Genomic DNA, 22,056 nt, shown 5'->3' with positions numbered 1-22,056 from the left:
GCCGCCCGGTGGATTTCAAGTCTTACTTGACGTTGGCGCCGACAGTGGCGTCCCAGTTCTTGCTGATGGTTTCCTTGGCCTTGCCCTGCTCTTCGAGCGTCGGGAAGACCGCCGAGGCATAGGACTCAGCCGGCGGCAGCTTGGCCAGCACGTCCGCCGGGATCTTGCCGTTCTTGGCGAGATCGTTGAAGCGGATCGGGTGGCAATAGCCCTTCAGCCAGCCGAGCTGGCCTTCGTCGGAATAGAGGTATTCCATCCACAGCTTCGCGGCATTCGGATGCGGCGCGAAAGCGCTGATCGCCTGCACATAGACGCCGGCGACAACGCCGGTCTTCGGCACGATCACGTCGACGGGCGGGTTGCCCTTCAGCGTGTCGCGGCCGGCAAGCGCGTTGTAGTCCCAGTTGATCAGGATCGGCGTCTGGCCCTGGGCCAGCGTCGCCGGCTTGCCAACGACCGGAACGAAGTTGCCGGCGGCGTTGAGCTTCTTGAAGAAGTCGAGGCCAGCGGTGCCGGCGGCTTCACCGGCGGCGGCGCCCGACGACAGGCCTGAGGCATAGACCGCCTGGATGGCCTGGTTCGACGCGCGCGGGTCACCGGCGAGCGCGACCGCGTTGGCGAATTCCGGCTTCAGGAGGTCGGCCCAGTCAGCCGGCGATTCCTTGACTAGGTCCTTGTTCACCATGAACGACAGCACGCCGTAATAGTCGCCGTACCAGGCGCCATCGGCATCCTTGGCGCTGTCCGGGATCGAATCCCAGGTCGATACCTTGTAGGGCATCAGCAGGCCGTCGGCCTTGGCGGTCGGACCGAAGGACAGGCCGACGTCGATAACGTCGGGCGCCTGCGGGCCTTTATTGTCCTTGTTGGCCTTGATCGCCTCGACCTCGTCGCCCGAGCCGGCGTCCGGGTTGAGTTCGTTGATCTTGATTTCCGGATACTTAGCCTTGAAAGCGTCGATCACTGCCCCGTAGCCACACCAGTCATGCGGAAGCGCGATGGTGGTGAGCTGGCCTTCAGCCTTCGCGGCCTTGACGAGATCGTCCATCGAATCCGCGGACGAAATCACCGTCGACGCAAAGAGCGCCGCGGCCGAGAGGGAAAGCACTTTCCCCGTGAACTTGAACATGTGTTCTCTCCGTTGAACTGGCGCGCTGGGCGCCTGCGATGCGGGTATCGTTTTCGTGTGACAGCCAGATGAAGGCTTTTTGAAACCGGAGCCCCGCGGCGAAAAAAGTTAACTCTTTTTAACGGACCGTAGCAATTAGCCCGCGCTTAATTTTCCGGCTAATGGTTAGTCACTTTGCCTTTTGCCCCCTCCCTGCCCCTCTGGAACGCCTCGTCATTCAACTTTCCGGCATTGCAAGCCGGCTCTCAGACAGAGCCGGCGATTGCGTTTTCGAGCAGCGTCAGCGCCGCTTTCTTGGTGAGCTTCACGGGGTTGCCGCCGGCCGTCGGATCGACAACCGCCATGTCGGCGATCAGCGTCTTGCGCTTCTTGTCCATGTCGAGCCCCTTGATCAGGCCCGGCAGCGCGTGCGGCACCTTGAGCTCCTTGCGCAGCTTGATGATCGCCTTGGCGAAGCCGTCGAAGCCGCCCTTGATGCCGCAATAGGCGGCAAGCCTGGCGATACGGTCCTCGATCGCCTCGCGGTTGAAGGCCAGCACATAGGGCATGAACACCGCATTGGTCATGCCGTGATGGGTGTCGTAGAGCGCGCCGATCGGATGCGACAGCGAATGGATGGCGCCCAGTCCCTTCTGGAACGCGGTGGCACCCATGGCGGCAGCGCTCATCATATGGGCGCGTGCGACGAGGTCCTTGCCGTTGGCAAAAGCCTTCGGCAGGTTTTCGAACACCAGCCTTACGCCTTCCACCGCGATACCGTCCGCCATCGGGTGGTAGCCCGGGGCGCAATAGGCTTCGAGGCAGTGCGCAAGCGCGTCCATGCCGGTGCCGGCGGTGATGAAGCCAGGCATGCCGACCGACAGCTCCGGATCGGCAATGACGATTGCCGGCAAAAGTTTCGGATGGAAGATGACCTTCTTGGTGTGGGTCGCCTCGTTGGTGATGACGCCGGCGCGGCCGACCTCCGAACCGGTGCCGGCTGTGGTCGGCACCGCGATGATCGGCGCGATGGCGTCGGAATTGGCTCTGGTCCACCAGTCGCCAACATCCTCGAAATCCCACACCGGTCGCGTCTGCCCGGCCTGAAAGGCGATCAGCTTGCCAAGATCGAGCGCCGAGCCGCCGCCGAAGGCGATGACGCCGTCATGCTTGCCCTTGTTGAACACGGCGATGCCGGCGGTGAGATTCGACTCGACCGGGTTCGGCCTCACCTCGGAAAACACGCCATAGGGCACCTTGGCGTCATCGAGGATCTTCAGCGTCGAGGCAACAACCGGCAGTTTTGCCAGACCGGGATCGGTGACGAATAGCGGCCGCTTGATGCCCGTGGCATTGAGCACGTCCGGCAGTTCCTTGATACGCCCGGCGCCAAAGCGGACGGTGGTGGGGTAGTTCCATTTGGAGATGAGCTTGGACATGTCTTGTCTTTCGAAAAATCAGATTGCTTCACGCAGGTGATAGGATTTCGGCCGGGTCAGATTGTCGTAGCCGATGGCCGAAAGGGCTGCGCCCTTGCCGGTGTCCTTGACGCCGGTCCAGACCAGCGCGGGATCGAGATAGTCGCAGCGGTTCATGAACACCGTGCCGGTTTCGACACGGTCGCCGATAGCCACCGCGCGCTCGCTATCGCGGGTCCAGATCGAGGCCGTCAGCCCATAGGGGCTGTCGTTCATCAGCGCGATCGCCTCCTCGTCGTTGCGCACCTTCATGATACCGACGATCGGCCCGAAACTTTCCTCGCGCATGACGCTCATCTGGTGGTCGACGTCGGTCAGCACCTCCGGCGCCAGATAGGGCGAGCCCGCTCTGTCGTTCTCGACCTTCATGGCGATATGCGCCTTGGCGCCCTTGCGCAGCGCCTCGGCCTTCTGCTCGCGGATAAGGTCGGCAAAGCGTGCCTGCGCCATCGGTCCCATGGTCGTGGCCTGCTCCAGCGGATTGCCGACGACATAGTTCTTGGTCTCGGCGATGAAACCCTCGACGAACTCGTCATAGACCTTCTCATGCACATAGACGCGCTCAATGCCGCAGCAGCACTGGCCGGAGTTGAAGAAGGCTCCGTCGACCAGATTGGCGACCGCATGCTCCATCTTGGCGTCGGGCAGCACATAGGCCGGATCCTTGCCGCCGAGCTCCAGCCCGAGCGTCATGAAGGTGCCGGCAGCGGCCTTCTCGATGGCGCGGCCGCCGCCGACCGAGCCGGTGAAATTGACATGGTCGATCTTGCCGGAACCGAGCAGCTTTTCGGTCTGACCGTGGTTCATTACGAGGTTCTGGAACAGCCCCTTGGGCAGCCCGGCCTTGTCGAAAGCCTGTTGGAACCGCTCGCCCACAAGCAGCGTCTGCGCTGCATGCTTGAGGATGACGGCGCTACCCGCCATCAACGCCGGCACGATGGTGTTGACCGCGGTGAGGTAGGGATAGTTCCACGGCGCGATCACCAGGACGACGCCAAGCGGCACCTTCTTCACATAGCGGCGGAAGCCGTCCTTCGGGTTGGAGGCCAGCACCGGCTTCAGCGCGGCTTCAGCGATCTCGACCATATAGTTGGTGCGTTCCTTGACGCCGCCGAACTCGCCGCCATAGCGCACCGGCCGGCCCATCTGCCAGGCGATTTCGGGCACGATCTCGTCGGTCATCGCGACTAGCGCTTCCAGCATCGCCAGCATGTATTTGCCGCGCTCGACGACCGGCGTCTGCGCCCATTTCTCCTGCGCAGCCTTGGCGCGCTCGACAGCGGCGTTGATTGCCTGGTCCGTCGCGACCGGTCGCTCGGCGTAGATCGAGCCGTCGATGGGGGATTTGAGTTTTACGGTTTCCAAAAGGTGCTCCATTTAGCAGGCTAGCGTACGCAGATGGCCGTTGCGGCTGTAGCCAAGGATGGGCTCGTCTCGCGTTACGAGAACCATGTCCAAGGCCCTTGCAGTGGCAATCAGTATTCGATCCATGGGATCGCCATGAGGCGAACCGGGCAAGTTGGAAGACGCAATCAGAATGGCCGGCGAAATCGCGCTGAGCTTTGCCGACATGCGCTCGAGGAATCGTTCTACGAAATCGAGCGGCGCTATTGGCAAGCTGAGCCGGCCTTTGGCCACACCGATGCCGATCTCCCATGCTGACATTGGCGAAAGGTAGAGACGGCCATCATAAGCCGCCTCCGAAATGTCCTGACTTGCCTGAGGATCGATTTTGCTGTCGTTGGCAATAAAGATCATCGCGCACGTGTCTAGAAGCAGGCTCGGCGCGTCGCTCATTTGCGCACCGCGTGTTTGTCAGGGCGCGCCTGAGTTCCACCGCCCAGATAACCCCGGTCCCAGGGCTCGTCATCGAAAGGTTTGGTGACGTCAAATCCGGCCTCGATTGTTATCAAGCCCTTCATGAAACCAAAACCCGGGTGACGGTGCGCACGCGCCGCAGGTGCGCCGTCACCGGGCGGCAGCTTGCGAACGCGACGAAAGACAAGCTTGCCACTGCCTACGTTGACGGATTCGGTTTCGAACCCGGCCTCCAGCCACTCCCTGGTCATGGGATTGTTGCTCGGATTGTTGCTCCACCACGCGGGGTACTGCTTCGATGCGGGCAACGGCAAGCTAAGCACACTCTCGATCTCATCGAATGACATAGGCACACGGTCGGCATTCTGGGCGACCAGAAATTCCCTCAGCGGCGCATATTTGGACATCGCGAATTCCTCAATGTAACAAATTGTAGTTTGCAGCCTTTATTTTGGCCGCATTAACCACATTGTCAACATTAAAGTTGTATAAAGCTTTAGTATCGCTCGAACCCCCGGTGCAGTTCCCAATCCGTGATGCGGCGGTCGTATTCGAACTGCTCCCAGCGGGCGGTGTGCACATAATGCTCGATCACATCGTCGCCGAAGGCCTGCTTCAGCATCTTCGACCTGGCCAGCGTCTCGGTGGCGTCGCGCAAAGTCTTTGGGATCTCGGGCAGGCGGGAAGCCTGGTAGGCGTCGCCGACGAACGGCTTCTGCAACTCCAGCTTCTCGTCGATGCCGGCAAGGCCCGACGCGATCAGCGCCGCGAAGGCGAGATAAGGATTGAGGTCGGCACCGCCGATGCGGCACTCCATGCGGATGCCCTTGGTGCCCTCGCCGCAGAGCCGGAAGCCGGCGGTGCGGTTGTCCTCGCTCCACATGATCTTGGTCGGCGCGAAAGTGCCCGCCTGGAAGCGCTTGTAGGAGTTGATATAGGGCGCCAGGAACCAGGTGAATTCCTTGGCGTATTTGAGCTGGCCGGCCGCCCATTGCTGGCCGAGACTCGACAGCGTCCAGTCGGCTTGTCTGTCGAAGAAAAGCGGCGTCTTGCCGTCGGCGCTCCACAGCGAATTGTGGATGTGGCTGGAATTGCCGGCGAGCCCGTAATTGTATTTGGCCATGAAGGAGATGGCCTTGCCTTCGGAATCGGCGATCTCCTTGGCGCCATTCTTCAGGATGACATGGCGGTCGGCCATGTCGAGCGCCTCGGCATAGCGCACATTGATTTCTTCCTGGCCGGGACCCCACTCGCCCTTGGAATTCTCAATCGGGATGCCGGCCGCTTCCATCTCGTTGCGGAGCCGGCGCATGACGCCCTCTTCCTTCGAGGTGATGCCGATCTGGTAGTCGCCGATATAGGGCGAAGCCGAGTCGAGACCCTGCCAGTGCTTCTTGCGCGCGGAATCGTAGGTTTCGCTGAACAGGTAGAATTCGAGCTCGGAAGCGAAATAGCCGATATAGCCCCGCTCCTGCAGGCGCTTGACCTGCTTCTTCAGGATGGCGCGCGGCGAGTGCGCGAGGTCGTCATGCGTGTGATGGTCGAGCACGTCGCAGATGACCAGCGCCGTCTTCTCCAGCCACGGGATGCGACGCAGCGTCGACAGGTCCGGCTTCATGACGAAGTCGCCATAGCCCTTCGACCAGCTCGCCGCCTTGTAGCCCGGCACCGGCTCCATATCGATGTCGCAGGCGAGCAGATAGTTGCAGCCATGCGTCTCGCCATGCGCGGAATCGACGAAATACTGGGCCAGGAAGCGTTTTCCCGAGAGCCGGCCCTGCATGTCGACGATGCAGGCCAGCACCGTGTCGATCTCGCCATTGGAGACCGCCTTCTTCAACTGATCGAACGAGAAATTCCCGGCCATTCCTTTGGCACTCCAGCGCTTGTCGATTGAAAGGGGAGAAACGAAACCCTGGCCGGCGTGACGCCGGCCAGGGCGATGATGGTCGAGTCAGTGGCCGGTTTCGCCCACTGCCTGTTCGGCCGCCTGGATCGCCGCCTGGCGCGCCGCGATGATGTCGCCGAGCGGCGGGCCCTGGAAGCGGTTGCGCTCGAAAGCGAACCAGACGATCGCCGTCAGGATGAAGAACCCGACGGTGATGTAGAGCGCCCAGTCGTTCGGCGGCTGGATGCCGATGACGAAGATCAGGATCATCGACACGATCGAGAGGAAGCCGAACAGCATGAAGATGCCGCGTCCCATGTTCCACGGCCCCATCTTGTCCCACTTCGGCGTTCCCCAGGCCAGCATGCCGAGCACGATCGGCACGATGAAGGAGAGGAACAGGAAGATGACCGTGCAGGACACCACGATCGTGTAGGCCGAGGTACCGGCGACCGAAACCACCGACGAACCCCATACGAACAACACCGACAGGACCGAGGCCGTCCAGATCGCCGCCACCGGCGTGCGGTGGGTGGGGCTGACCTTGGCGAGCGCTGCCGAGCCCGGCAGGCCGCCGTCGCGCGAGAAGGCAAAGATCATGCGCGAGGCCGAAGTGACGGTGGCAAGACCGCACAGGAGCTGCGCGATGAACACGACGAGATAGACGAACTCCTTGAGCCCGGGGCTGACGCGCTGGTCGAAGGCCCAGAAGAACACATTCCAGCCCTGCTTGGCGGCATCATCCATGTTCGGGATCATCAGGACGAACGAAGCCAGGAACAGATAACCGAACAACGTCGACCATACGACCGACATAACCATCGCGCGCGGCACCGAAGAAGCCGCCTTGATGGTCTCCTCCGACGTGTGCGCCGAAGCATCGTAGCCGGTGATGGTATAGATCGGCAGCAGGAGCCCGAGCGCGAAGACCCATGCGTTCGACACCTGCGGCCACACGCCGCCACCAGCGTCGCCGGAGTAGTTGTGGAAGGTAAAGAGACGGCTGAAATCCCAGGTCTGAGCCGAGAATAGGCAGACCACGGCGATCAGGATCGAGCCGAAGAAGATGAGATAGCCTGAGAAGTCGGTGAGCTTCGCCGTCAGCTTGATGCCGAGATGGTTGATCAGCGCCTGGGCGCCGGTGATGATGACCAGGAAGATCATCTGGTTGGTCAGCGTGCCCTCGATGCCGAGCGCCGGTCCGAAGGCGCCGACGAAGAAGGTCCAGGTGCCGACATTGATGGCGCCGAGCACTGTGATCAGGCCGAGCAGGTTAAGCCATGCCGTCACCCAGCCGGTGCCACGATTGCCGAGGATCGAGCCCCAGTGATAGAGACCGCCGGCCGTCGGATAGGCCGAGCTGATCTGCGACATTGCGACCGCGAAGGTCAGCGAGACGAAGCAGCCGACCAGCCAGCCGATTCCGACGCCGATGCCGCCGGCGCCGGAGGTCGCCTGGGCCAACGAATTAATGCCGCCCGACAGAATGCAAATGATGGAGAAGGAGACCGCGAAGTTCGAAAAGCGGCTAAGGCGCCGCTCCAGTTCCTGGGCGTAGCCCATGCTGTGGAGGACCTTTATGTCCTCCTGCTTATCAACGTCCGTATAGTCCGGTGTTGTCATGTTGGAATTCCCCTATGGTTCTTGGCTGCCGGTCCTGCATATCGATGCCCGATCGACCTGAGCCGATCGGGCGATATTGCGTTTGCCGTTAGCTCGCCGTCTGCCCGACGGCTTTCTCCGCGGCGGCGATCTCTGCTGCGCGACGAGCGATGTCGGCACCGATCGGCGGGCCCTTGAAGCGGCGGGATTCGATACCGAACCACAGCACTACGAGAAGGATGATCAAACCGATGGCATAGTTGATCAGGATGTCGAAGGGTGGCTGGATGCCGGCATACATCAGCACCAGAACACCGAGCACGGTGATGATGGCGAAAGGCTTTGACCAGACGCCAAGGCGGAACGGACCGAACTCGGTCCAGGTTTTGCCTTCCGCAAGCAGGCCTGCCGCCACCGGCATGGCATAGGAGACATAGAGGAAGAGAGCACAGCCTGCTGCCAGTGCCGCGAAAGCCGGCGAATAGAGGGTGGCGGCGATCGCCAGCACGACCCCGAGCCAAATGGCCGGGACAGGCGTGCGCCAGGTCGGCGAAACCTGCTTCCACACAGATGACCCCGGCAGACCGCCGTCACGGGAGAAAGCGAAGATCATGCGCGAGGTCGAAGTGAGCCCGGCCAGCGCGCACAGATAGTTCGACACCACAATGCTGATGCCGAGCAGGTCCTTCAGCCAGGTCGGCGCCGGCAGGTTGTTGAACAGGTTGAACCAGGCATTGCCGCCGTCCTTAGCGGTTGCCACCAGATCGGGGCTCGCCAGCACGAAGGACACCGCCATGACGAAGCCGAAAACCAGCGACCACAGCACCGCGTGGATCATGCCTCTGGGCACCGCAACACGGGCGTTGTGCGTTTCCTCTGCGGTGTGCGCCGAGGCATCAAAGCCGGTGATCGTATAAAGCGGGTAGAGAAGGCCGATCAGGAACGCCACGAGCGCCGTGCGGGCGGTCGGAACATAGCCGCCGCCAGGCTCGCCGGTCGTGTTGACGAAGGTCGTCAACCGCGAAAGATCGAAGCCATGCGCGCCCCAGATCAGGAAGGTCAGCGTCAGCACGACCGCGACAACGAGGATGAGATAACCGGAAAAGTCGGTCAACATCGTCGTCGTCTTGATGCCGAGGTGATTGAACAGACCTTGGGTGACGGTGATGAGAACGACGGCCAGCGTCTGCTGCCAGAAGCCCCAGGTTGAGGTGTCCCAGCCGAAGATCGGCCCCGCGACGAGACCCTGAAAGAGCAGATAGACGCCGACATTCACCGACGCGACGACGAAGATCAGGCCGAGCAAATTGATCCAGGCCGTCGCCCAACCCCAGCCGCGGCCGCCGAGAATCGAGGACCAGTGATAGAGACCGCCGGCGGTAGGATAGGCCGAGCCGATCTGGCCAAGCGAGGCGGCGACCACAAGGGCGAAGACACCGCCGATGAGCCAGCCGATGGTTGCCTCGAAGCCGCTGCCGGTCGCCATAGCCAGCGGGAATGACGTGATGCCGCCGGCCAGAATGCAGATGATCGAAAAGGAAATGGCAAAGTTGGAGAAGCCGCTCATGCGGCGTGCCAATTCCTGGGCGTAACCCATGCTGTGAAGGATCTTTACATCCTCTGATTTGTCGGTGTGATCCGGTGTAGCCATCTGGAAGTCCCCTTATTTTCTTAGCTGGCCGATTGTACTGACTTTCCCATTGCTGCGCTTTGTCGGGAGCCCCTGGCCTCCTCGGGCTCCAGATTGGAAAAAATGCCGGTGAGCAGATCCGCCCATTTCCGCTGCCCGGTCTCGCCGGAGATTTCGTCGTTGCGGATTTCGATCATCGCGCAGGCAAGGCCGCGCGAGCGCGCGTGCCGTTCCAGCGTGAAATAGACGCGGTCGGCCGGCGAATAGGGTTCGTTGACGCCGACGGTGACGCCGGCAAGCCGCCGCAGCGCCACCACCAAGGGCGTCGCCAGGCGGCGGTCGTCATCATGGATGATGCCAATATGCCAGGGCCGGCTCTTGCCCATGTAGACCGGCGTGAAGGAGTGCACCGACACCAGACGCGTCTCCTGGCCGCGCGCCAGCCGCCCGTCGATGATCTGGGCGATCGTGTCGTGGAACGGGCGCCAGGCAAGGTCGACCCGTGCGGCGCGCTGCCTGTCGGACAGGCCCGAATTTCCGGGAATGGCCGTCGTCTCGCTGACCGGCGGAACGAGATCGGGCGCGTCGAGCGGCCGGTTGCAGTCGATAACGAGCCGCGACACGCGGGTCTCGATCAAGGTGGCGTCCAGCGCCTCGGCCATGCGGCAAGCGACGGGAAGCGCGCCGGGGTCCCAGGCGATGTGGCGGGAAAGCTCCCCGGCCGGCAGGCCGAGCGTTCCGAATTCGGCGGGGACGACGTTGGAAGCGTGGTCGCAAGTGAAGACGAAGGGGCTGAATCCGCCGGGGTTGGTCACCCTCACGGTTTCAGACGGTGCAAGGCTAGCGGGCCGAGCTTTCTCCATATCGTCCCCTGCGGGATGCTGTATCTTATGTTACGTATTTTGTCTCATTGCGTCCCTGTGAATGATTTCATACAGTTTGGCAGGCTTTGTCAAACGCGAATTCGGGAAAACGGCGGCGGCGGGTCAACGGGTGGGGGAAAACCATGATTTCCAGCATTGCCGAACTGATCTCCGACCGCATCGGCACGATGCCGGCCGGCGAGCGCCGCGCCGCCCAGACGCTGATTGCCAACTACCCTTTGACCGGGCTGAAGACCGTCGCCGAATTCTCCACCGCTGCTGGCGTGTCCTCGCCGACGATCCTGCGTTTCGTCGCCAGGCTCGGCTTCCAGAACTATCCTGAATTCCAGTCGGCGCTGCAGGATGAACTGGCGGCGCAATTGCAGTCGCCCGCTTCGCGCACGCTCAATCCGAGTTCGACCGGCGGCGCCGTCTCGCCGATGCTGGAGGCGACGCTCGACAATATGCGCGAGACGTTCCGGCACCTCACCGACAAGCAGCTCGCCGACATAGCCGCACGGCTTGCCGAGCGGCGCGGCAAGACCTTCCTGATCGGCGGCCGCTTCACCGATCCTCTGGCGCGCTATATGGCCGCCCACCTCGCCATCATCCAGCCGGATGTCTATCACCTCGCTGGCCAGGAGAGCATCTGGCGCGACCGTCTGATCGACATGGGCAAGCGCGACGTTCTGGTGATCTTCGACATCCGCCGCTACCAGGAAAGTCTCTTCCGCTTTGCCGAGAAGGCTCATCATCGCGGCGTCCAGATCATTCTCTTCACCGACCAGTGGCTTTCGCCGATCGCCCGCTTGGCCCGCCATGTGATCGCCGGACGCACCGCCGTGCCCTCGGCCTGGGATTCGTCAGCCGCTCTCTTCGTCGTCGCCGAAACGCTGATCGGTGCTGTGACGCGACAATTGGAAGCCGCCGGCGCCAAGCGCATCCGCGACCTGGAGAGCTTGCGCTAGCTGGACTAACCTTGAGCCTGCCGAGTAGGCTATTTGAATAGCCGGCCTTCGATCGACCAGCGTGCCGCCAGGAAGTTCAGCACGGCCGCCACCGCGACGCCGATGATCTTGGCCGGCCACACGCCGACGGCCCCTGCCAGGACGGCGATCGAAAGACTGGAAACGCCAAGCGAAATCAGCGCTCCCAGCGAGACGAAGCGCAGGAAGGAGTGGTGCAGCCGGATGCCCGGGTCCCGCTCGAACGACCAGAAGCCATTCGCCACGAAGGAGAAGAGGACCGCAACGAACCAGGCGCCGACATTGGCGGCCAAAGCCGGAGCCGCAAGCTTGAGCAGCAGGAAAAATGCTGTGAGGTCGAGGCCGGTGTTGACCAGCCCGACCAACACGAAGCGGACGATCTTGTTGCCGGTCGAACGCTGCGGCTGGCCGGCATTTCTCATACGCCTGCATCCGTCACGCGGACTCCGGCCCGGTCGAGGCTGGCGCTGAAATTCTCCGAGGAGAGAACGGCAAATTCGACCTCACGCACGCCCTGCATCGGGTCGCGCGCGCGCAACGTCCCATCGACATGGCCCGGATGGCACATGAACACCCCCTGTTCGGGCAAGGTCTCGATCGCGGCGCGCAGCGTTGAAGCGAATTTCTCCGGCTGCCGCCAGTCATAGATGCCGCAGAGCGGTGTCATCACGCTAAAGCCGGCCCGCTGCATCGATCTGTTGAAGCCCGCGGCCAGCGTGGCGATCGCCGCAATCTTGGCCGCCGCCGCGTCCAGGCCGGAAAGCCCCGGCGCACCTCGCAGCGCAGGTTTATGAGCGGCCGCCGCAAAACGCGCGAGCAACCAATTTCGCACCACGGGAAGAAAATGCACATGCTGGTGCCCGTCGATATAGTCGGGCGGGCCGGCCAGCGCTTCGGTGAAGCGGTCGTACTGGGCGTCGAGCTCGGCATGAACGTCCTGCTCGTCGATACGTCCGCGCAGCAGCGGCAGCGCAAGGGAAGCGAGCCTTGGCAACTTGCCATCCGGCGCCAGGCTGGATGAACCGGTCGCGGCGATCTGATCGGTGAGGGTCAGATGCAAGCCGACGGCCGCCCTTTTGCGAAGCGGCCTTATGCGCGCCGCCGCCTCTTGCCATTCGGGAAAGCCGGTCATGCAGCCGGTTCCGGTCAGGCGGCCGCGCTCGATCAAGTCGAGAATCGCGCCCGATACGCCCGGCGCCAGCCCGTAATCGTCGGCAATCAGGCGGATCGACCGGATCATTTGCCGGGAGCGACCCGCTCGGCAACATTGCCGTGGAGGACATCGCGCACGATGTAGACGGGCCGATCCTTGCTTTCGCTGAGCGTGACCCAGACATATTCGCCGATCAGGCCGAGCAGCGCCAGGTTGAGGCCGCCAAGCAACACGACGGCGACCATGATGCTGGGATAGCCGGGCACGGCGACGCCATAGAACAGCACCTCGAAGAGCACCTTCACGCCATAGGCAAGACCGGCAAACGCCGCCAGCAATCCGACAAGGCTTATGACGCGCAGCGGAATCACCGAAAACGAGGTGAACCCTTCCAGGGAGAACGCGATCAGGTTGAACCTGCTCCATTTCGACGTGCCGCTGGCGCGGTTTTCCGGCGAATAGAGCACTGCCTTCTGGCGGAAGCCGGCCCAGGCGAACAGGCCCTTGTTGAAACGACGCTTGTCGCGCACGCTGGTCAAGGCACGCGCCACCGCGCCGCGCATGACGCGGAAGTCTCCGGCATTCTCGGGAATATCGAAGCGCTGGCTGCTGTTGATCAGCGTGTAGAAGAGCCGCGCCAGCTGGCTGCGCCGCCAGCTCCCCTCGCGCCGATCGTTCTGCGCGTAGACGACATCGATCTGCGGGTTCTCGACCAGTTCGCCGATCATCTTCAGGCTGATATCCATGGAATGCTGGAGGTCGGAGTCCATGATCAGGACCATGTCGCCACGCGAATGGTCCAAGCCCGCGAGCACCGCCGCTTCCTTGCCGAAATTGCGGCTGAGCCGCACGATTTCCCAGGAACCCGACAATGTCGCCGCGAATGTCTCGGCGCTGCCGTCGCGGCTGCCGTCGTCGACGAGTATCTTGCGGACCGTCATGCCGAAGCGCTCCGCCACGGCCGCCTCGAGCTTGTCGAGCAACCCGACGAACGCAACAGCGGATTCGGCCTCGTCGAAGAACGGCGCGATGATGTCGAGCATCTCAGCCATGTGCGACGGACCCGGCGGCCGGCATCTTCTCGCTGCCGCGCGTCAAGAACCAACCGATGAGCACGCAAGCGATTATACTGATGCTGATTGGCCGGAACCACGGGTGGAAAAGATCGTGCAGCCGGCCATCGACACTGGTCAGACCGGTAGCGAAGAGAAGCGCCGCCAGCAACCAGCGCATGGTTCCGGCCCGCTTCTCCCGCCACAGCAGGGCCATGGAGAGGCCGGCTGGCACCGCCACCATGGCATAGGTGTTCTGCTCGACCCGCGGATTGAAGACGCACATGTAGAATGCCGCAACCAGGAAGATGGCGAGCCCGCTGACGCTCGCGTCCAGCCTGCGGTCGAACTGGAGCACCACCCACAGCGTAAGCAGGCCCGCGGCGAAGCGCACGATCGTCGCGTCAAACTCCGGAAGCGTCATCCCAAGCCTTGTGAAAGGCGCAGTGAAGTCGGCCGGGACGAAGGGGCCGGTTGGGTCGACCGCCATCGAGGTCAGCATCCGGAAGAAATCGTGGTACTGGGCGTTGATATAACCCGTGGACGCAAAGCCATAGGGGATGGCGAGCACGACAAGGATCGCCAGTGCCAGCACCGGTATCAGCCTGGGACGCAGCGCCCCCGCCAGGAGCAGCATGATGATCGCCGTGGGCTTGGCAATGATCGCAAGCGAGGCCCAGAAGAAGCTCTCGGCCCGGCGACCCTCGAGTGCCGACAGCGTGAGAAACCAGCACGCGCCGGTGAGCAGGATCGTCGCCTGGCCGTTGCGAAGCGCTGCCAGCGAAACCGGCAAGGCAAGGAAGAGACCGAAGGACAGCAGCCATGTCTGCTCCTGGCCGCCGACCTTGCGCACCTGGCGCATCGCGGCAAAGGTAAGCACCCCGAAGCCCAGCGCGTGCCATAAAAAATTGCCCAGATACGGCCCGAGCTTCAGCAGGGGAACGTAGAGGACGGCGAAGGCGGGGGCGTATAGATATCCCATGGCGACTTCGACTTGATACAGCGGTTGGCTGCTCAGAAAAGCTTCACTGCCATGTCTATAGATATGGACAACCGAACGCGTATCGGGCGACCATAGCACCAGGCCGAGCACAACAAGAAACGACCCAACCCACAGCCAAAACCCCAAACGGTCGAAAACCGGCTTGGAAATCGTCATCGAATGCCCCACGCAATGCTCGAAGCGGGATCGGTTGAGCACCGTCCCGGCGTTTTGATGGCGGCCGGCATATCATGGCGAAAACAGCGCGGCATAGCGGCCGCAAGCCCGTCGCCTGCCGACATCATGGCCTTATGAACACCTTTCCGTTGGGTTTGGCCAGTTCAGCCGGCAGTCGCGCCATCGCCTCGTCCAGCGGCACGACCGCGGTGACGTCGGTCGACCAGCGTCCGTCGGAAAAGCGCTTCTGCGCTTCCAGCACCGCCGGGCCGAGCCTGTCGCGGAACTGGCGCATCCATTCGGCCAGCCAGAAACCTTCGACGCGCTTGTGCTGGAAGATCAGTTGGCCAGGCTCGCGGATCACCGTCGGCTCGGCGTCGAGCCGGCCATAGACGATCCAGCGCGCGCGCTTCGGCATGGCATTGAAGATGGTCGAAGCCAGCGGGCCGGTGACCGCGTCGAGGAAGATGCGCGGCTGCTCGGCCTTCATCGCTTCGCGCAGTGCCACCTCGAAATCCGCCGCCTTCTCGTTGAGCACATGGGCGGCGCCGAGATCCTTCAGCAGCGGCATCTGCTCATCGCGGCGCACGGTGACGATCGGCCTGAAGCCCTCCTCCTTCGCCAGCCCGATGATCAGCTTGCAGAGCTGGCTGGCGCCCGCGGTCATGATGAAGGCTTTTTCGCCCTCCTCTCTGACGATGTCGAACATGGCTAAAGCGGTCAGCGGATTGACGATCATCGCGGCGGCATCCTCGTCGCGCACGGTGTCGATGAGCGGGATGCAGGACGCGGCCTCGGCAACCGCATAATCCGCCCATGCCCCCAATTCGACACGCCGGTGGCAAAGGCGACGCGTTTTCCAGCAAGGCTCCTGGCATAGGCATCGTCGCCGGTGGCGACGACGACGCCGACGCCTTCGAAACCCGCCGGGCGGCCCTTTACCCGCGGCTGGCCGTACTGGCCCTTGATGAAGGCAATGTCGGACGGATTGATCGAGGCGAGGCCGACCTTGATCAGCGCCTGCGACGGACCGGGTGCCGGCACCGCGATGCTGCCGTGTTGGAGATAGGGTTGCATCGCCTCCAGCGCGGCCGCTGACGGTGTCCTCGTATAGCCGTCGCCGACAAGCAGCAGACCCTGCATTTGCGATGGAAGCGTCATGGCCGTCAGACCTTTTCCTGCGTGTATTTCTTCAGTTCCGTGCGCGCCACCTGGCGCCGGTGCACGGCGTCCGGCCCGTCGGCCAGCCGCAGCGTCCTCAAATGCGTCCAGGATCGGGCGAGCGGCGTGTCCTGGCTGATGCCTTGCGCGCCGAACATCTGCACCGCCTCGTCGGTGACCTTCAGCGCGACGCGCGGTGCCACCACCTTGATCTGGCTGATCCAGGGCGCGGCGGCGCGCGCATCGCCCTGGTCGATCATCCAGGCCGCCTTCAGGCAGAGCAGCCTCGCCATCTCGATCTCCATTCGGCATTCGGCGATGATATCGAAATTGGCGCCAAGCTTTGCCAGCGACTGGCCGAAGGCCTCGCGCCGCACCGAGCGCTGGCACAGCATCTCCAGCGCCATCTCGGCCTGGCCGACGGCGCGCATGCAGTGATGGATGCGGCCGGGCCCCAGCCGCCCCTGCGCGATCTCGAACCCCCTGCCCTCGCCAAGGATCAGGTTCGCCGCCGGTACCCGTACATTGTCGAATCTGAGATGCATGTGGCCGTGCGGGGCGTCGTCGTCGCCATAGACCTGCATTGGCCGCAACCTGGTGATGCCCTTGCTGTCGGAGGGCACCAGGATCATCGAATGCCGGCGATGCTGCGGCTCCTTGTCCGATCCGGTCCTAACCATGACGATATAGATGGCGCAGCGCGGATCGCCGGCGCCCGAGGCCCACCATTTTTCGCCGTTCAGCACATAGTCGCCGCCCTGCCGCTCGCAGCGCATCGAAATATTCGTCGCATCCGAGGAGGCGACGTCCGGCTCGGTCATCAAATAGGCCGAACGGATTTTTCCGTCGAGCAGCGGAGCCAGCCACTCGTCCTTCTGCACCTGCGTGCCGTAGCGCTCCAGCACCTCCATGTTGCCGGTGTCGGGCGCCGAGCAGTTGAAGGTCTCGGCGCCGAGATGCGCCTTGCCCATCTCCTCGGCCAGATAGGCGTATTCGACGGTGGAAAGGCCGTAGCCACGCTTGGAATCGGTCAGCCAGAAGTTCCACAGCCCGCGCTCCCGCGCCGTCTTCTTCAGTCCTTCGAGGATTTCGGTCTGTCTCGTCGTATAGCTCCAGCGGTCGCCGCTCTTGCCGACCTCGGCGAGGAACTCTTCGCCGAGCGGCGCGATCTCGTCGCGCACCATCGCCGCCACCCGCCGGTGGATTGGCTTCAGCCGCTCGGTCATGCCGAGATTCATATCCGCCATCGCTTCCAGCCTTTCCGAAGATAAATCTTTACCCGTGGCAAGGATGACCGTACTTCGGCTAGCCTTGTCAACGCGAGTCCTTGGGCGAGTCCTTGGGCGAGTCCCCGGCCGGGCGGAATGCAGAGGAATGCGATGAGCTATCTGGACAAGCTGTTCTCGGTCACCGGCAAGACCGCGCTGGTGACGGGTGCGGCGACCGGTATCGGCCGCATGGTGGCGACCGGGCTGGTGCGTGCCGGCGCTCATGTGATGATCGCCTCGCGCAAGGGCGAGGATTGCGCAAAAGTCGCCAACGAATTGAATGCGCTCGGCGGCTCCGGCCATGCCGAGGGCTTTGCCGGCGACGTGTCCAGCGAAGCCGGCATCGCGGCACTTGTCGCCGAGGTCAAAGCGCGCACGGAGCGCCTGCACATCCTGGTCAACAATGCCGGCATTTCCTGGGGCGCGCCGCTGCAGGAGTTCCCTTACCACGCCTGGGCCAAGGTGTTCGGCGTCAACGTCACCGCCGTCTTCCACCTGACCAGGGAGCTGCTGCCGCTGCTCGACGCCGCCGCGGGAGACGACGATCCGGCCCGCGTGATCAATCTGGGCTCGGTGATGGGCACCCAGCCGCTGGCCGACGATGCCTATTCCTACGCTGCTTCCAAGGCGGCGGTGCATCATTTGACACGCACGCTGGCGATCGAGTTCGCCGCTCGCCGCATCACCGTCAACGCCTTTGCCCCGGGTCCTTTCCAGAGCCGGATGACGGCGTTTGCCACCGCGACCGAGGAGCAGGCGAAACATGTCGGTAACCATGTTCCGCTCGGCCGCATCGGCGTGGCGGATGACATTGCCGGCGCAACGCTTTATTTGTGCAGCCGTGCCGGCAGCTATGTCACCGGCGCCATCCTGCCGATCGACGGCGGCCAGTCGGTGCAGCATGGAATGACTTTGTTCAAGGAATAAGGCGCCCGATTCAAGGAATGCAATCCGGGCGGGGTGCGGAGGACATCAGCGTGGAACCGATCAGTCTCGATACGCTTCTGGCAAGCGTCGGCAAGGAGGTCGGCGTCTCGCCCTGGCGAACGGTGACGCAGCGCATGATCGACCAGTTCGCCGATGCGACCGACGACCACCAGTTCATCCATTGCGATCCGGAGCGCGCCGAGCGCGAGACGCCGTTCGGCGGCACCATCGCGCACGGTTTCCTGTCGCTGTCGCTTCTGTCGGCGATGACCTTCGAGACCATGCCGCCACTCGAAAACACCAAGATGGGCGTCAACCACGGCTTCGATACGCTGCGTTTCCTGGCGCCGGTGAAGACCGGTTCGCGCATCCGCACCCGTTTCGTGCTGGCGGACGTCAAGGTGAGGCCGTCCGGCTGGGTGCAGACGGCGCATGACGTGACCATCGAGATCGAAGGATCGAAGAAGCCGGCGCTGACCGCGCGCTGGCTGACCCTGACGCTGATCGAGCGCCAGCCCGAGACCGCATGAGCGGCGACGCCAATATCCTGGATCCAGAGACGCTTGCGCCGTATCTCGAAGCGCATATCCCGGGTTTTGCCGGGCTGTCCGGGATCGAGAAATTCAAGTCCGGACAATCCAATCCGACTTATCTGCTCACCGCCAAAAGCGGTCGCTATGTGCTGCGCGCCAAGCCACCGGGGCAGCTGTTGAAATCCGCTCATCAGGTCGACCGCGAGTTCCGGGTGATGCAAGCGCTTGCCGGAACCGCTGTTCCGGTGCCGCGCATGCTGCATCTGTCAGGCGAGGAATCGCCGATCGGCCGCATGTTCTATGTCATGGAGTATCTCGACGGCCGCATCTTCTGGGATCCCTCGCTACCGGACGCCTCCGGCAATGACGAGCGCGCCGCGATCTACGATGCCATGAATGCCACGCTTGCCGCCTTGCACGACGTCGATGTGGACACCGTCGGCCTTGGCGATTTCGGCAGGCCCGGCAGCTATTTCGAGCGCCAGCTCGCCCGCTGGACCAGCCAGTACCGTGCTTCGGAAACCGAAACCATCGCCGGCATGGACCGGCTGATTGCTTGGCTCGAAACGCATATGCCGGCCGATGACGGCCGCGTCTCGCTGGTGCATGGCGACTACCGGCTGGACAACATGATGTTCGCGCCGGACGCGCCGAAAGTCATCGCGGTGCTCGACTGGGAGTTGTCGACACTCGGCCACCCCTTCGCCGACCTCGCCTATCAATGCATGCAATGGCGTCTGCCGCATGCCTCAGGCTTTCGCGGCCTCGGCGGTGTCGATCGCGCTGCCGCCGGCTTGCCTTCCGAGCAGGCTTATGTCGCCGCCTACTGCCGAAGGCGCGGCATCGAGGAGATTGGCAACTGGACCTTCTTCCTGGCTTTCTCCTTCTTCCGGCTGGCGGCAATCTGCCAGGGCGTCTATCGCCGCGCGCTGGACGGCAACGCCTCCAATCCGGAAAAGGCAAAGACCTACGGCCAGGCGGTAAAACTGCTCGCCGCGCTCGCGGTGGAACTGATCGACAAGAACAGCTGAAGACGGGAGAGCTGAGCGATGGGCCGTTTCGATGGGATGACGGTGCTGATCACCGGTGCGACCGGCGGTCTCGGCAGCGGCGCGGCAAAGGCTTTCGCCGCCGAAGGCGCGCGGTTGGTGCTCTCCGATCTCGACGAGAATGCGCTGAACGCTTTCGCCTCGACGCTTGACACCGAGACGGCGGTGCTTGCCGGCAACATTGCCGAGGAGAAACTCTCCGAGGATCTGGTGAAGCTTGCCGTGGAAAAATTCGGCCGGCTCGATATCGCCGTCAACAATGCCGGCATCGTGCACAGCTTCGTACGCCTGCCGCAGGTGACCTCACAAGAGGCGCGCCGCGTGGTGGAGGTCGACCTGCTCGGCGTCTTCTATGCCATGAAGCACCAGATCCCGCGGATGGAACGCCAGTTCAGGGAAAGCGGCGCGGGCGGCGTCATCGTCAACATCGCCTCGGTCGCCGGCCTCTCGGGCGCACCGAAGCTTTCGGTCTATGCCGCCGCGAAGCACGGCGTCGTCGGGCTGACGCGCTCGGCGGCCGTGGAATATGCCAGCAAAGGGATACGCATCAACGCTGTCTGCCCGGCGCATACACGCACGGCGATGGTCGACGGCTTCGTCCGTTTCACCGGCGCGCCCGAAGCCGAAGCGCTTGCCGAGCTCACGCGCGGCGTGCCGATGAAGCGTGTCGGCGAGGTCGACGAGATCACGACCGGCGTCCTGTTCCTCGCCGACCCGGCCAATTCCTTCATGACCGGCCACACGCTGGCGCTCGACGGCGGCATCGGTGCCATTTGAGCAACTCCAAGAAAAGAGCTGCGTTAAAACAGAGAGTTGGAGCGAACGTAGCGGAACCGGATCGCTCTCTTGTCCGTTTCCGTACAGCGTATATAATTTCGTCAGGCAACCAACGATAAAAGGCAGGCGGACATTGGCGCTGAGCGTTCAGAAACGCCGCGAAAAACAGAAGGCAGAGCTTCGCTCGGAACTGGTCGCCGCAGCTCACAAGCTGGTGCAGGAGGAGGGCTATGAGGGCCTGACCATCCGCAAGCTTGCCAAGCGCGTCGGCTATGCGCCGATGTCGGTTTATTCCTATTTCGCCGACAAGCAGGACATCCTGTTCGCGCTCGCCGAGGACGCCTTCGAGATGCTCGCCCGGCGCATCGAGGAGCATCCCGCCGACGACCCGATCGAGGCGCTGCAGGCAGTGATGACCGAATACGCCGCGTTTGGCCTCGGCAATCCCAACGAATACCGCACCGTCTTCATGACCGAGAAGACCAAGCTGCCGGAGGGGCGCAGCTACGAGGACATGGAAGAGGGCAATCCGGCCATGAAGGTGCTGATCAAACGCGTCGAGGCCTGTGTTGCCGCCGGCAAGCTCAAGGGCGACCCGCGCGCCATCGCCACTATGCTGTGGACCGTCGGCCACGGCACGATCTCGCTCTTGATCACTTTTCCCTTCTACCCGTTCGGCGACGCGCAGGCCTATGTGAAGCGCATGTGCGATTTCACGCTGGCGGGACTGTCGGCGCGCGACGTTCCTCCCCTCACCGGCACACCAATCGACTGCTGATCCCCTTCGCCGGCATTGTGTCGTCGGTCGCTTGATGTGCGAGCCCAAATTCCTACGTTCAAAAAAAGTTGTCGTACGCGTACAAATTTGTTCTTGAATTCCGCCTCCATTAACCGTATCTGTACGTTGTATCGTACATGTACGAAAAAGGTTGACAGGAGACGGAAATGAAGAAGACCATCCTTGCCCTCGCCACCGTGCTGGCTTTCTCGGGCGCTGCTTTCGCCGGTGCGAACCAGTCGGTCAAGCATGCCCCGGCTGCCTGCACCCAGACCAATGTGGTTCTTGATTGCACCGCGACCGGCTCGGTCGAAAAGGCTGACACCGCAAAGACCCAGACCAAGAGCCCACGGCTTGGCATCGACGTCAGCCCGTGGTTCGTGCCCGGTCTCTAAAGTCTTTGATTTGATGCATGTCGTTGTCCCGGAACCGCTGCACACTTCTTGGGCAACATGCAATTAAGTGCTACCGGCAACACCTCGAACGAAAAGGGCGGCACTTGGCCGCCCTTTTCGTTTGCCTGCGGGCCATGAGCGATCCACCCAAGCCTATTTCTTACGCGACTTCATTCCCGGCACGGTTTTGGCCTTGCCGGGCTTTGCCGGTCCGCCGGAAATGGATGTTCCGGTGATCGACACCGGATCGCTGGCCGGGAATGTGTCCTCGAGCCCCTCCTCGAGTTCTTCTTCCTCGATCTCGTGACGCCGCTCCTGCTCCAGCGAGCGGACAGCCGCTGTCTTCTTTGGAGACTTCGGCGCGGATTTGGACGGCATCGGCGTTCTCCTCGCAGACCGCGGAAACGGCGCCGACTGGCGATGGTTCCGGC

General features: G+C 62.9%; 22 protein-coding genes and 1 pseudogene. 7 read left to right on the top strand and 16 right to left on the bottom strand.

The genetic code is table 11. From position 1 onward, the window contains the following. Positions 1-22 precede the first annotated feature (22 nt). The 9 genes from RFM98_RS15360 to RFM98_RS15320 all read right to left on the bottom strand — a co-directional run bounded on the left by RFM98_RS15360 (position 23) and on the right by RFM98_RS15320 (position 10,387). Positions 23-1,129, bottom strand: a complete 1,107-nt coding sequence (locus tag RFM98_RS15360) for an ABC transporter substrate-binding protein (protein ID WP_320309657.1) — start codon at positions 1,127-1,129, stop codon at positions 23-25. Positions 1,130-1,374: 245 nt separating this feature from the next. Further along, a complete protein-coding gene (locus tag RFM98_RS15355; RefSeq protein ID WP_320309656.1) occupies positions 1,375-2,547 on the bottom strand; it encodes an iron-containing alcohol dehydrogenase in 1,173 nt (390 codons plus the stop codon). 18 nt (positions 2,548-2,565) lie between these two features. Further along, positions 2,566-3,963: an aldehyde dehydrogenase family protein gene (locus RFM98_RS15350; protein WP_320309655.1), complete on the bottom strand. Its 1,398-nt coding sequence runs from the start codon at positions 3,961-3,963 to the stop codon at positions 2,566-2,568. Further along, a complete protein-coding gene (locus tag RFM98_RS15345; RefSeq protein WP_320309654.1) occupies positions 3,964-4,383 on the bottom strand; it encodes a type II toxin-antitoxin system VapC family toxin in 420 nt (139 codons plus the stop codon). It abuts the gene before it with no gap. Then, positions 4,380-4,811 carry a DUF7662 domain-containing protein gene (locus RFM98_RS15340; RefSeq protein WP_320214722.1) on the bottom strand — a complete coding sequence of 144 codons (432 nt, stop codon included), beginning with the start codon at positions 4,809-4,811 and terminating at the stop codon, positions 4,380-4,382. The genes RFM98_RS15345 and RFM98_RS15340 overlap by 4 nt, the downstream gene beginning before the upstream one ends. An 89-nt stretch (positions 4,812-4,900) precedes the next feature. Continuing rightward, positions 4,901-6,271: a glutamine synthetase family protein gene (locus RFM98_RS15335; protein WP_320309653.1), complete on the bottom strand. Its 1,371-nt coding sequence runs from the start codon at positions 6,269-6,271 to the stop codon at positions 4,901-4,903. Positions 6,272-6,358: 87 nt separating this feature from the next. Then, on the bottom strand, positions 6,359-7,915 hold the full coding sequence (locus RFM98_RS15330) for an amino acid permease (protein WP_320309652.1): 1,557 nt from the start codon (positions 7,913-7,915) through the stop codon (positions 6,359-6,361). Positions 7,916-8,003: 88 nt separating this feature from the next. Continuing rightward, complete coding sequence (locus RFM98_RS15325) at positions 8,004-9,545, bottom strand: amino acid permease (RefSeq protein ID WP_320309651.1); 1,542 nt, start codon at positions 9,543-9,545, stop codon at positions 8,004-8,006. A 20-nt stretch (positions 9,546-9,565) separates the two neighbouring features. Continuing rightward, positions 9,566-10,387 carry an N-formylglutamate amidohydrolase gene (locus tag RFM98_RS15320; protein WP_320309650.1) on the bottom strand — a complete coding sequence of 274 codons (822 nt, stop codon included), beginning with the start codon at positions 10,385-10,387 and terminating at the stop codon, positions 9,566-9,568. 143 nt (positions 10,388-10,530) lie between these two features. Between RFM98_RS15320 and RFM98_RS15315 the strand changes: the two genes are divergently transcribed. After that, entirely contained in the window at positions 10,531-11,355 is an 825-nt protein-coding gene (locus tag RFM98_RS15315; RefSeq protein ID WP_320309649.1) for a MurR/RpiR family transcriptional regulator, read from the top strand. Between the two features lie 29 nt (positions 11,356-11,384). Here RFM98_RS15315 and RFM98_RS15310 read toward each other — a convergent pair whose 3' ends face one another. The 6 genes and pseudogenes from RFM98_RS15310 to RFM98_RS15285 all read right to left on the bottom strand — a co-directional run bounded on the left by RFM98_RS15310 (position 11,385) and on the right by RFM98_RS15285 (position 17,145). Next, positions 11,385-11,795 (bottom strand): GtrA family protein, encoded by a 411-nt coding sequence (locus tag RFM98_RS15310; protein ID WP_320309648.1) that lies wholly within the window; start codon positions 11,793-11,795, stop codon positions 11,385-11,387. Further along, positions 11,792-12,613 carry a ChbG/HpnK family deacetylase gene (locus tag RFM98_RS15305; RefSeq protein ID WP_320309647.1) on the bottom strand — a complete coding sequence of 274 codons (822 nt, stop codon included), beginning with the start codon at positions 12,611-12,613 and terminating at the stop codon, positions 11,792-11,794. The genes RFM98_RS15310 and RFM98_RS15305 overlap by 4 nt, the downstream gene beginning before the upstream one ends. After that, positions 12,610-13,578, bottom strand: a complete 969-nt coding sequence (locus tag RFM98_RS15300; protein ID WP_320309646.1) for a glycosyltransferase family 2 protein — start codon at positions 13,576-13,578, stop codon at positions 12,610-12,612. The genes RFM98_RS15305 and RFM98_RS15300 overlap by 4 nt, the downstream gene beginning before the upstream one ends. Next, positions 13,571-14,737, bottom strand: coding sequence for a glycosyltransferase family 87 protein (locus tag RFM98_RS15295; protein ID WP_320309645.1), 1,167 nt, complete (start codon positions 14,735-14,737; stop codon positions 13,571-13,573). The genes RFM98_RS15300 and RFM98_RS15295 overlap by 8 nt, the downstream gene beginning before the upstream one ends. Positions 14,738-14,861: 124 nt before the next feature. Continuing rightward, positions 14,862-15,898 (bottom strand): annotated as a pseudogene (locus RFM98_RS15290) (zinc-binding dehydrogenase). Between the two features lie 5 nt (positions 15,899-15,903). After that, positions 15,904-17,145 (bottom strand): acyl-CoA dehydrogenase family protein, encoded by a 1,242-nt coding sequence (locus RFM98_RS15285; protein WP_320309644.1) that lies wholly within the window; start codon positions 17,143-17,145, stop codon positions 15,904-15,906. Between the two features lie 132 nt (positions 17,146-17,277). Between RFM98_RS15285 and RFM98_RS15280 the strand changes: the two genes are divergently transcribed. From RFM98_RS15280 to RFM98_RS15255, 6 genes are all read left to right on the top strand, one after another. Next, the gene (locus RFM98_RS15280; RefSeq protein ID WP_320214734.1) at positions 17,278-18,093 is read left to right on the top strand and encodes an SDR family oxidoreductase; all 816 of its coding nucleotides are present in this window, start codon (positions 17,278-17,280) and stop codon (positions 18,091-18,093) included. 17 nt (positions 18,094-18,110) lie between these two features. Then, positions 18,111-18,623: a MaoC family dehydratase gene (locus tag RFM98_RS15275; RefSeq protein ID WP_320214735.1), complete on the top strand. Its 513-nt coding sequence runs from the start codon at positions 18,111-18,113 to the stop codon at positions 18,621-18,623. Further along, on the top strand, positions 18,620-19,657 hold the full coding sequence (locus RFM98_RS15270) for a phosphotransferase family protein (protein WP_320309643.1): 1,038 nt from the start codon (positions 18,620-18,622) through the stop codon (positions 19,655-19,657). The genes RFM98_RS15275 and RFM98_RS15270 overlap by 4 nt, the downstream gene beginning before the upstream one ends. An 18-nt stretch (positions 19,658-19,675) precedes the next feature. After that, positions 19,676-20,452, top strand: a complete 777-nt coding sequence (locus RFM98_RS15265; RefSeq protein ID WP_320309642.1) for an SDR family NAD(P)-dependent oxidoreductase — start codon at positions 19,676-19,678, stop codon at positions 20,450-20,452. 133 nt (positions 20,453-20,585) lie between these two features. After that, positions 20,586-21,230 carry a TetR/AcrR family transcriptional regulator gene (locus tag RFM98_RS15260; RefSeq protein ID WP_320309641.1) on the top strand — a complete coding sequence of 215 codons (645 nt, stop codon included), beginning with the start codon at positions 20,586-20,588 and terminating at the stop codon, positions 21,228-21,230. A gap of 167 nt (positions 21,231-21,397) precedes the next feature. Next, on the top strand, positions 21,398-21,625 hold the full coding sequence (locus RFM98_RS15255; RefSeq protein ID WP_320309640.1) for a DUF680 domain-containing protein: 228 nt from the start codon (positions 21,398-21,400) through the stop codon (positions 21,623-21,625). Positions 21,626-21,778: 153 nt separating this feature from the next. Here RFM98_RS15255 and RFM98_RS15250 read toward each other — a convergent pair whose 3' ends face one another. Continuing rightward, on the bottom strand, positions 21,779-22,003 hold the full coding sequence (locus tag RFM98_RS15250; protein WP_320309639.1) for a hypothetical protein: 225 nt from the start codon (positions 22,001-22,003) through the stop codon (positions 21,779-21,781). Positions 22,004-22,056: the final 53 nt, after the last annotated feature.

The organism is Mesorhizobium australafricanum, from assembly GCF_033977265.1.
Lineage (GTDB): Bacteria > Pseudomonadota > Alphaproteobacteria > Rhizobiales > Rhizobiaceae > Mesorhizobium > Mesorhizobium australafricanum.
Note: the sequence above shows the minus strand (reverse complement) of the source record. Positions and strands in the feature narration are given on the sequence as shown.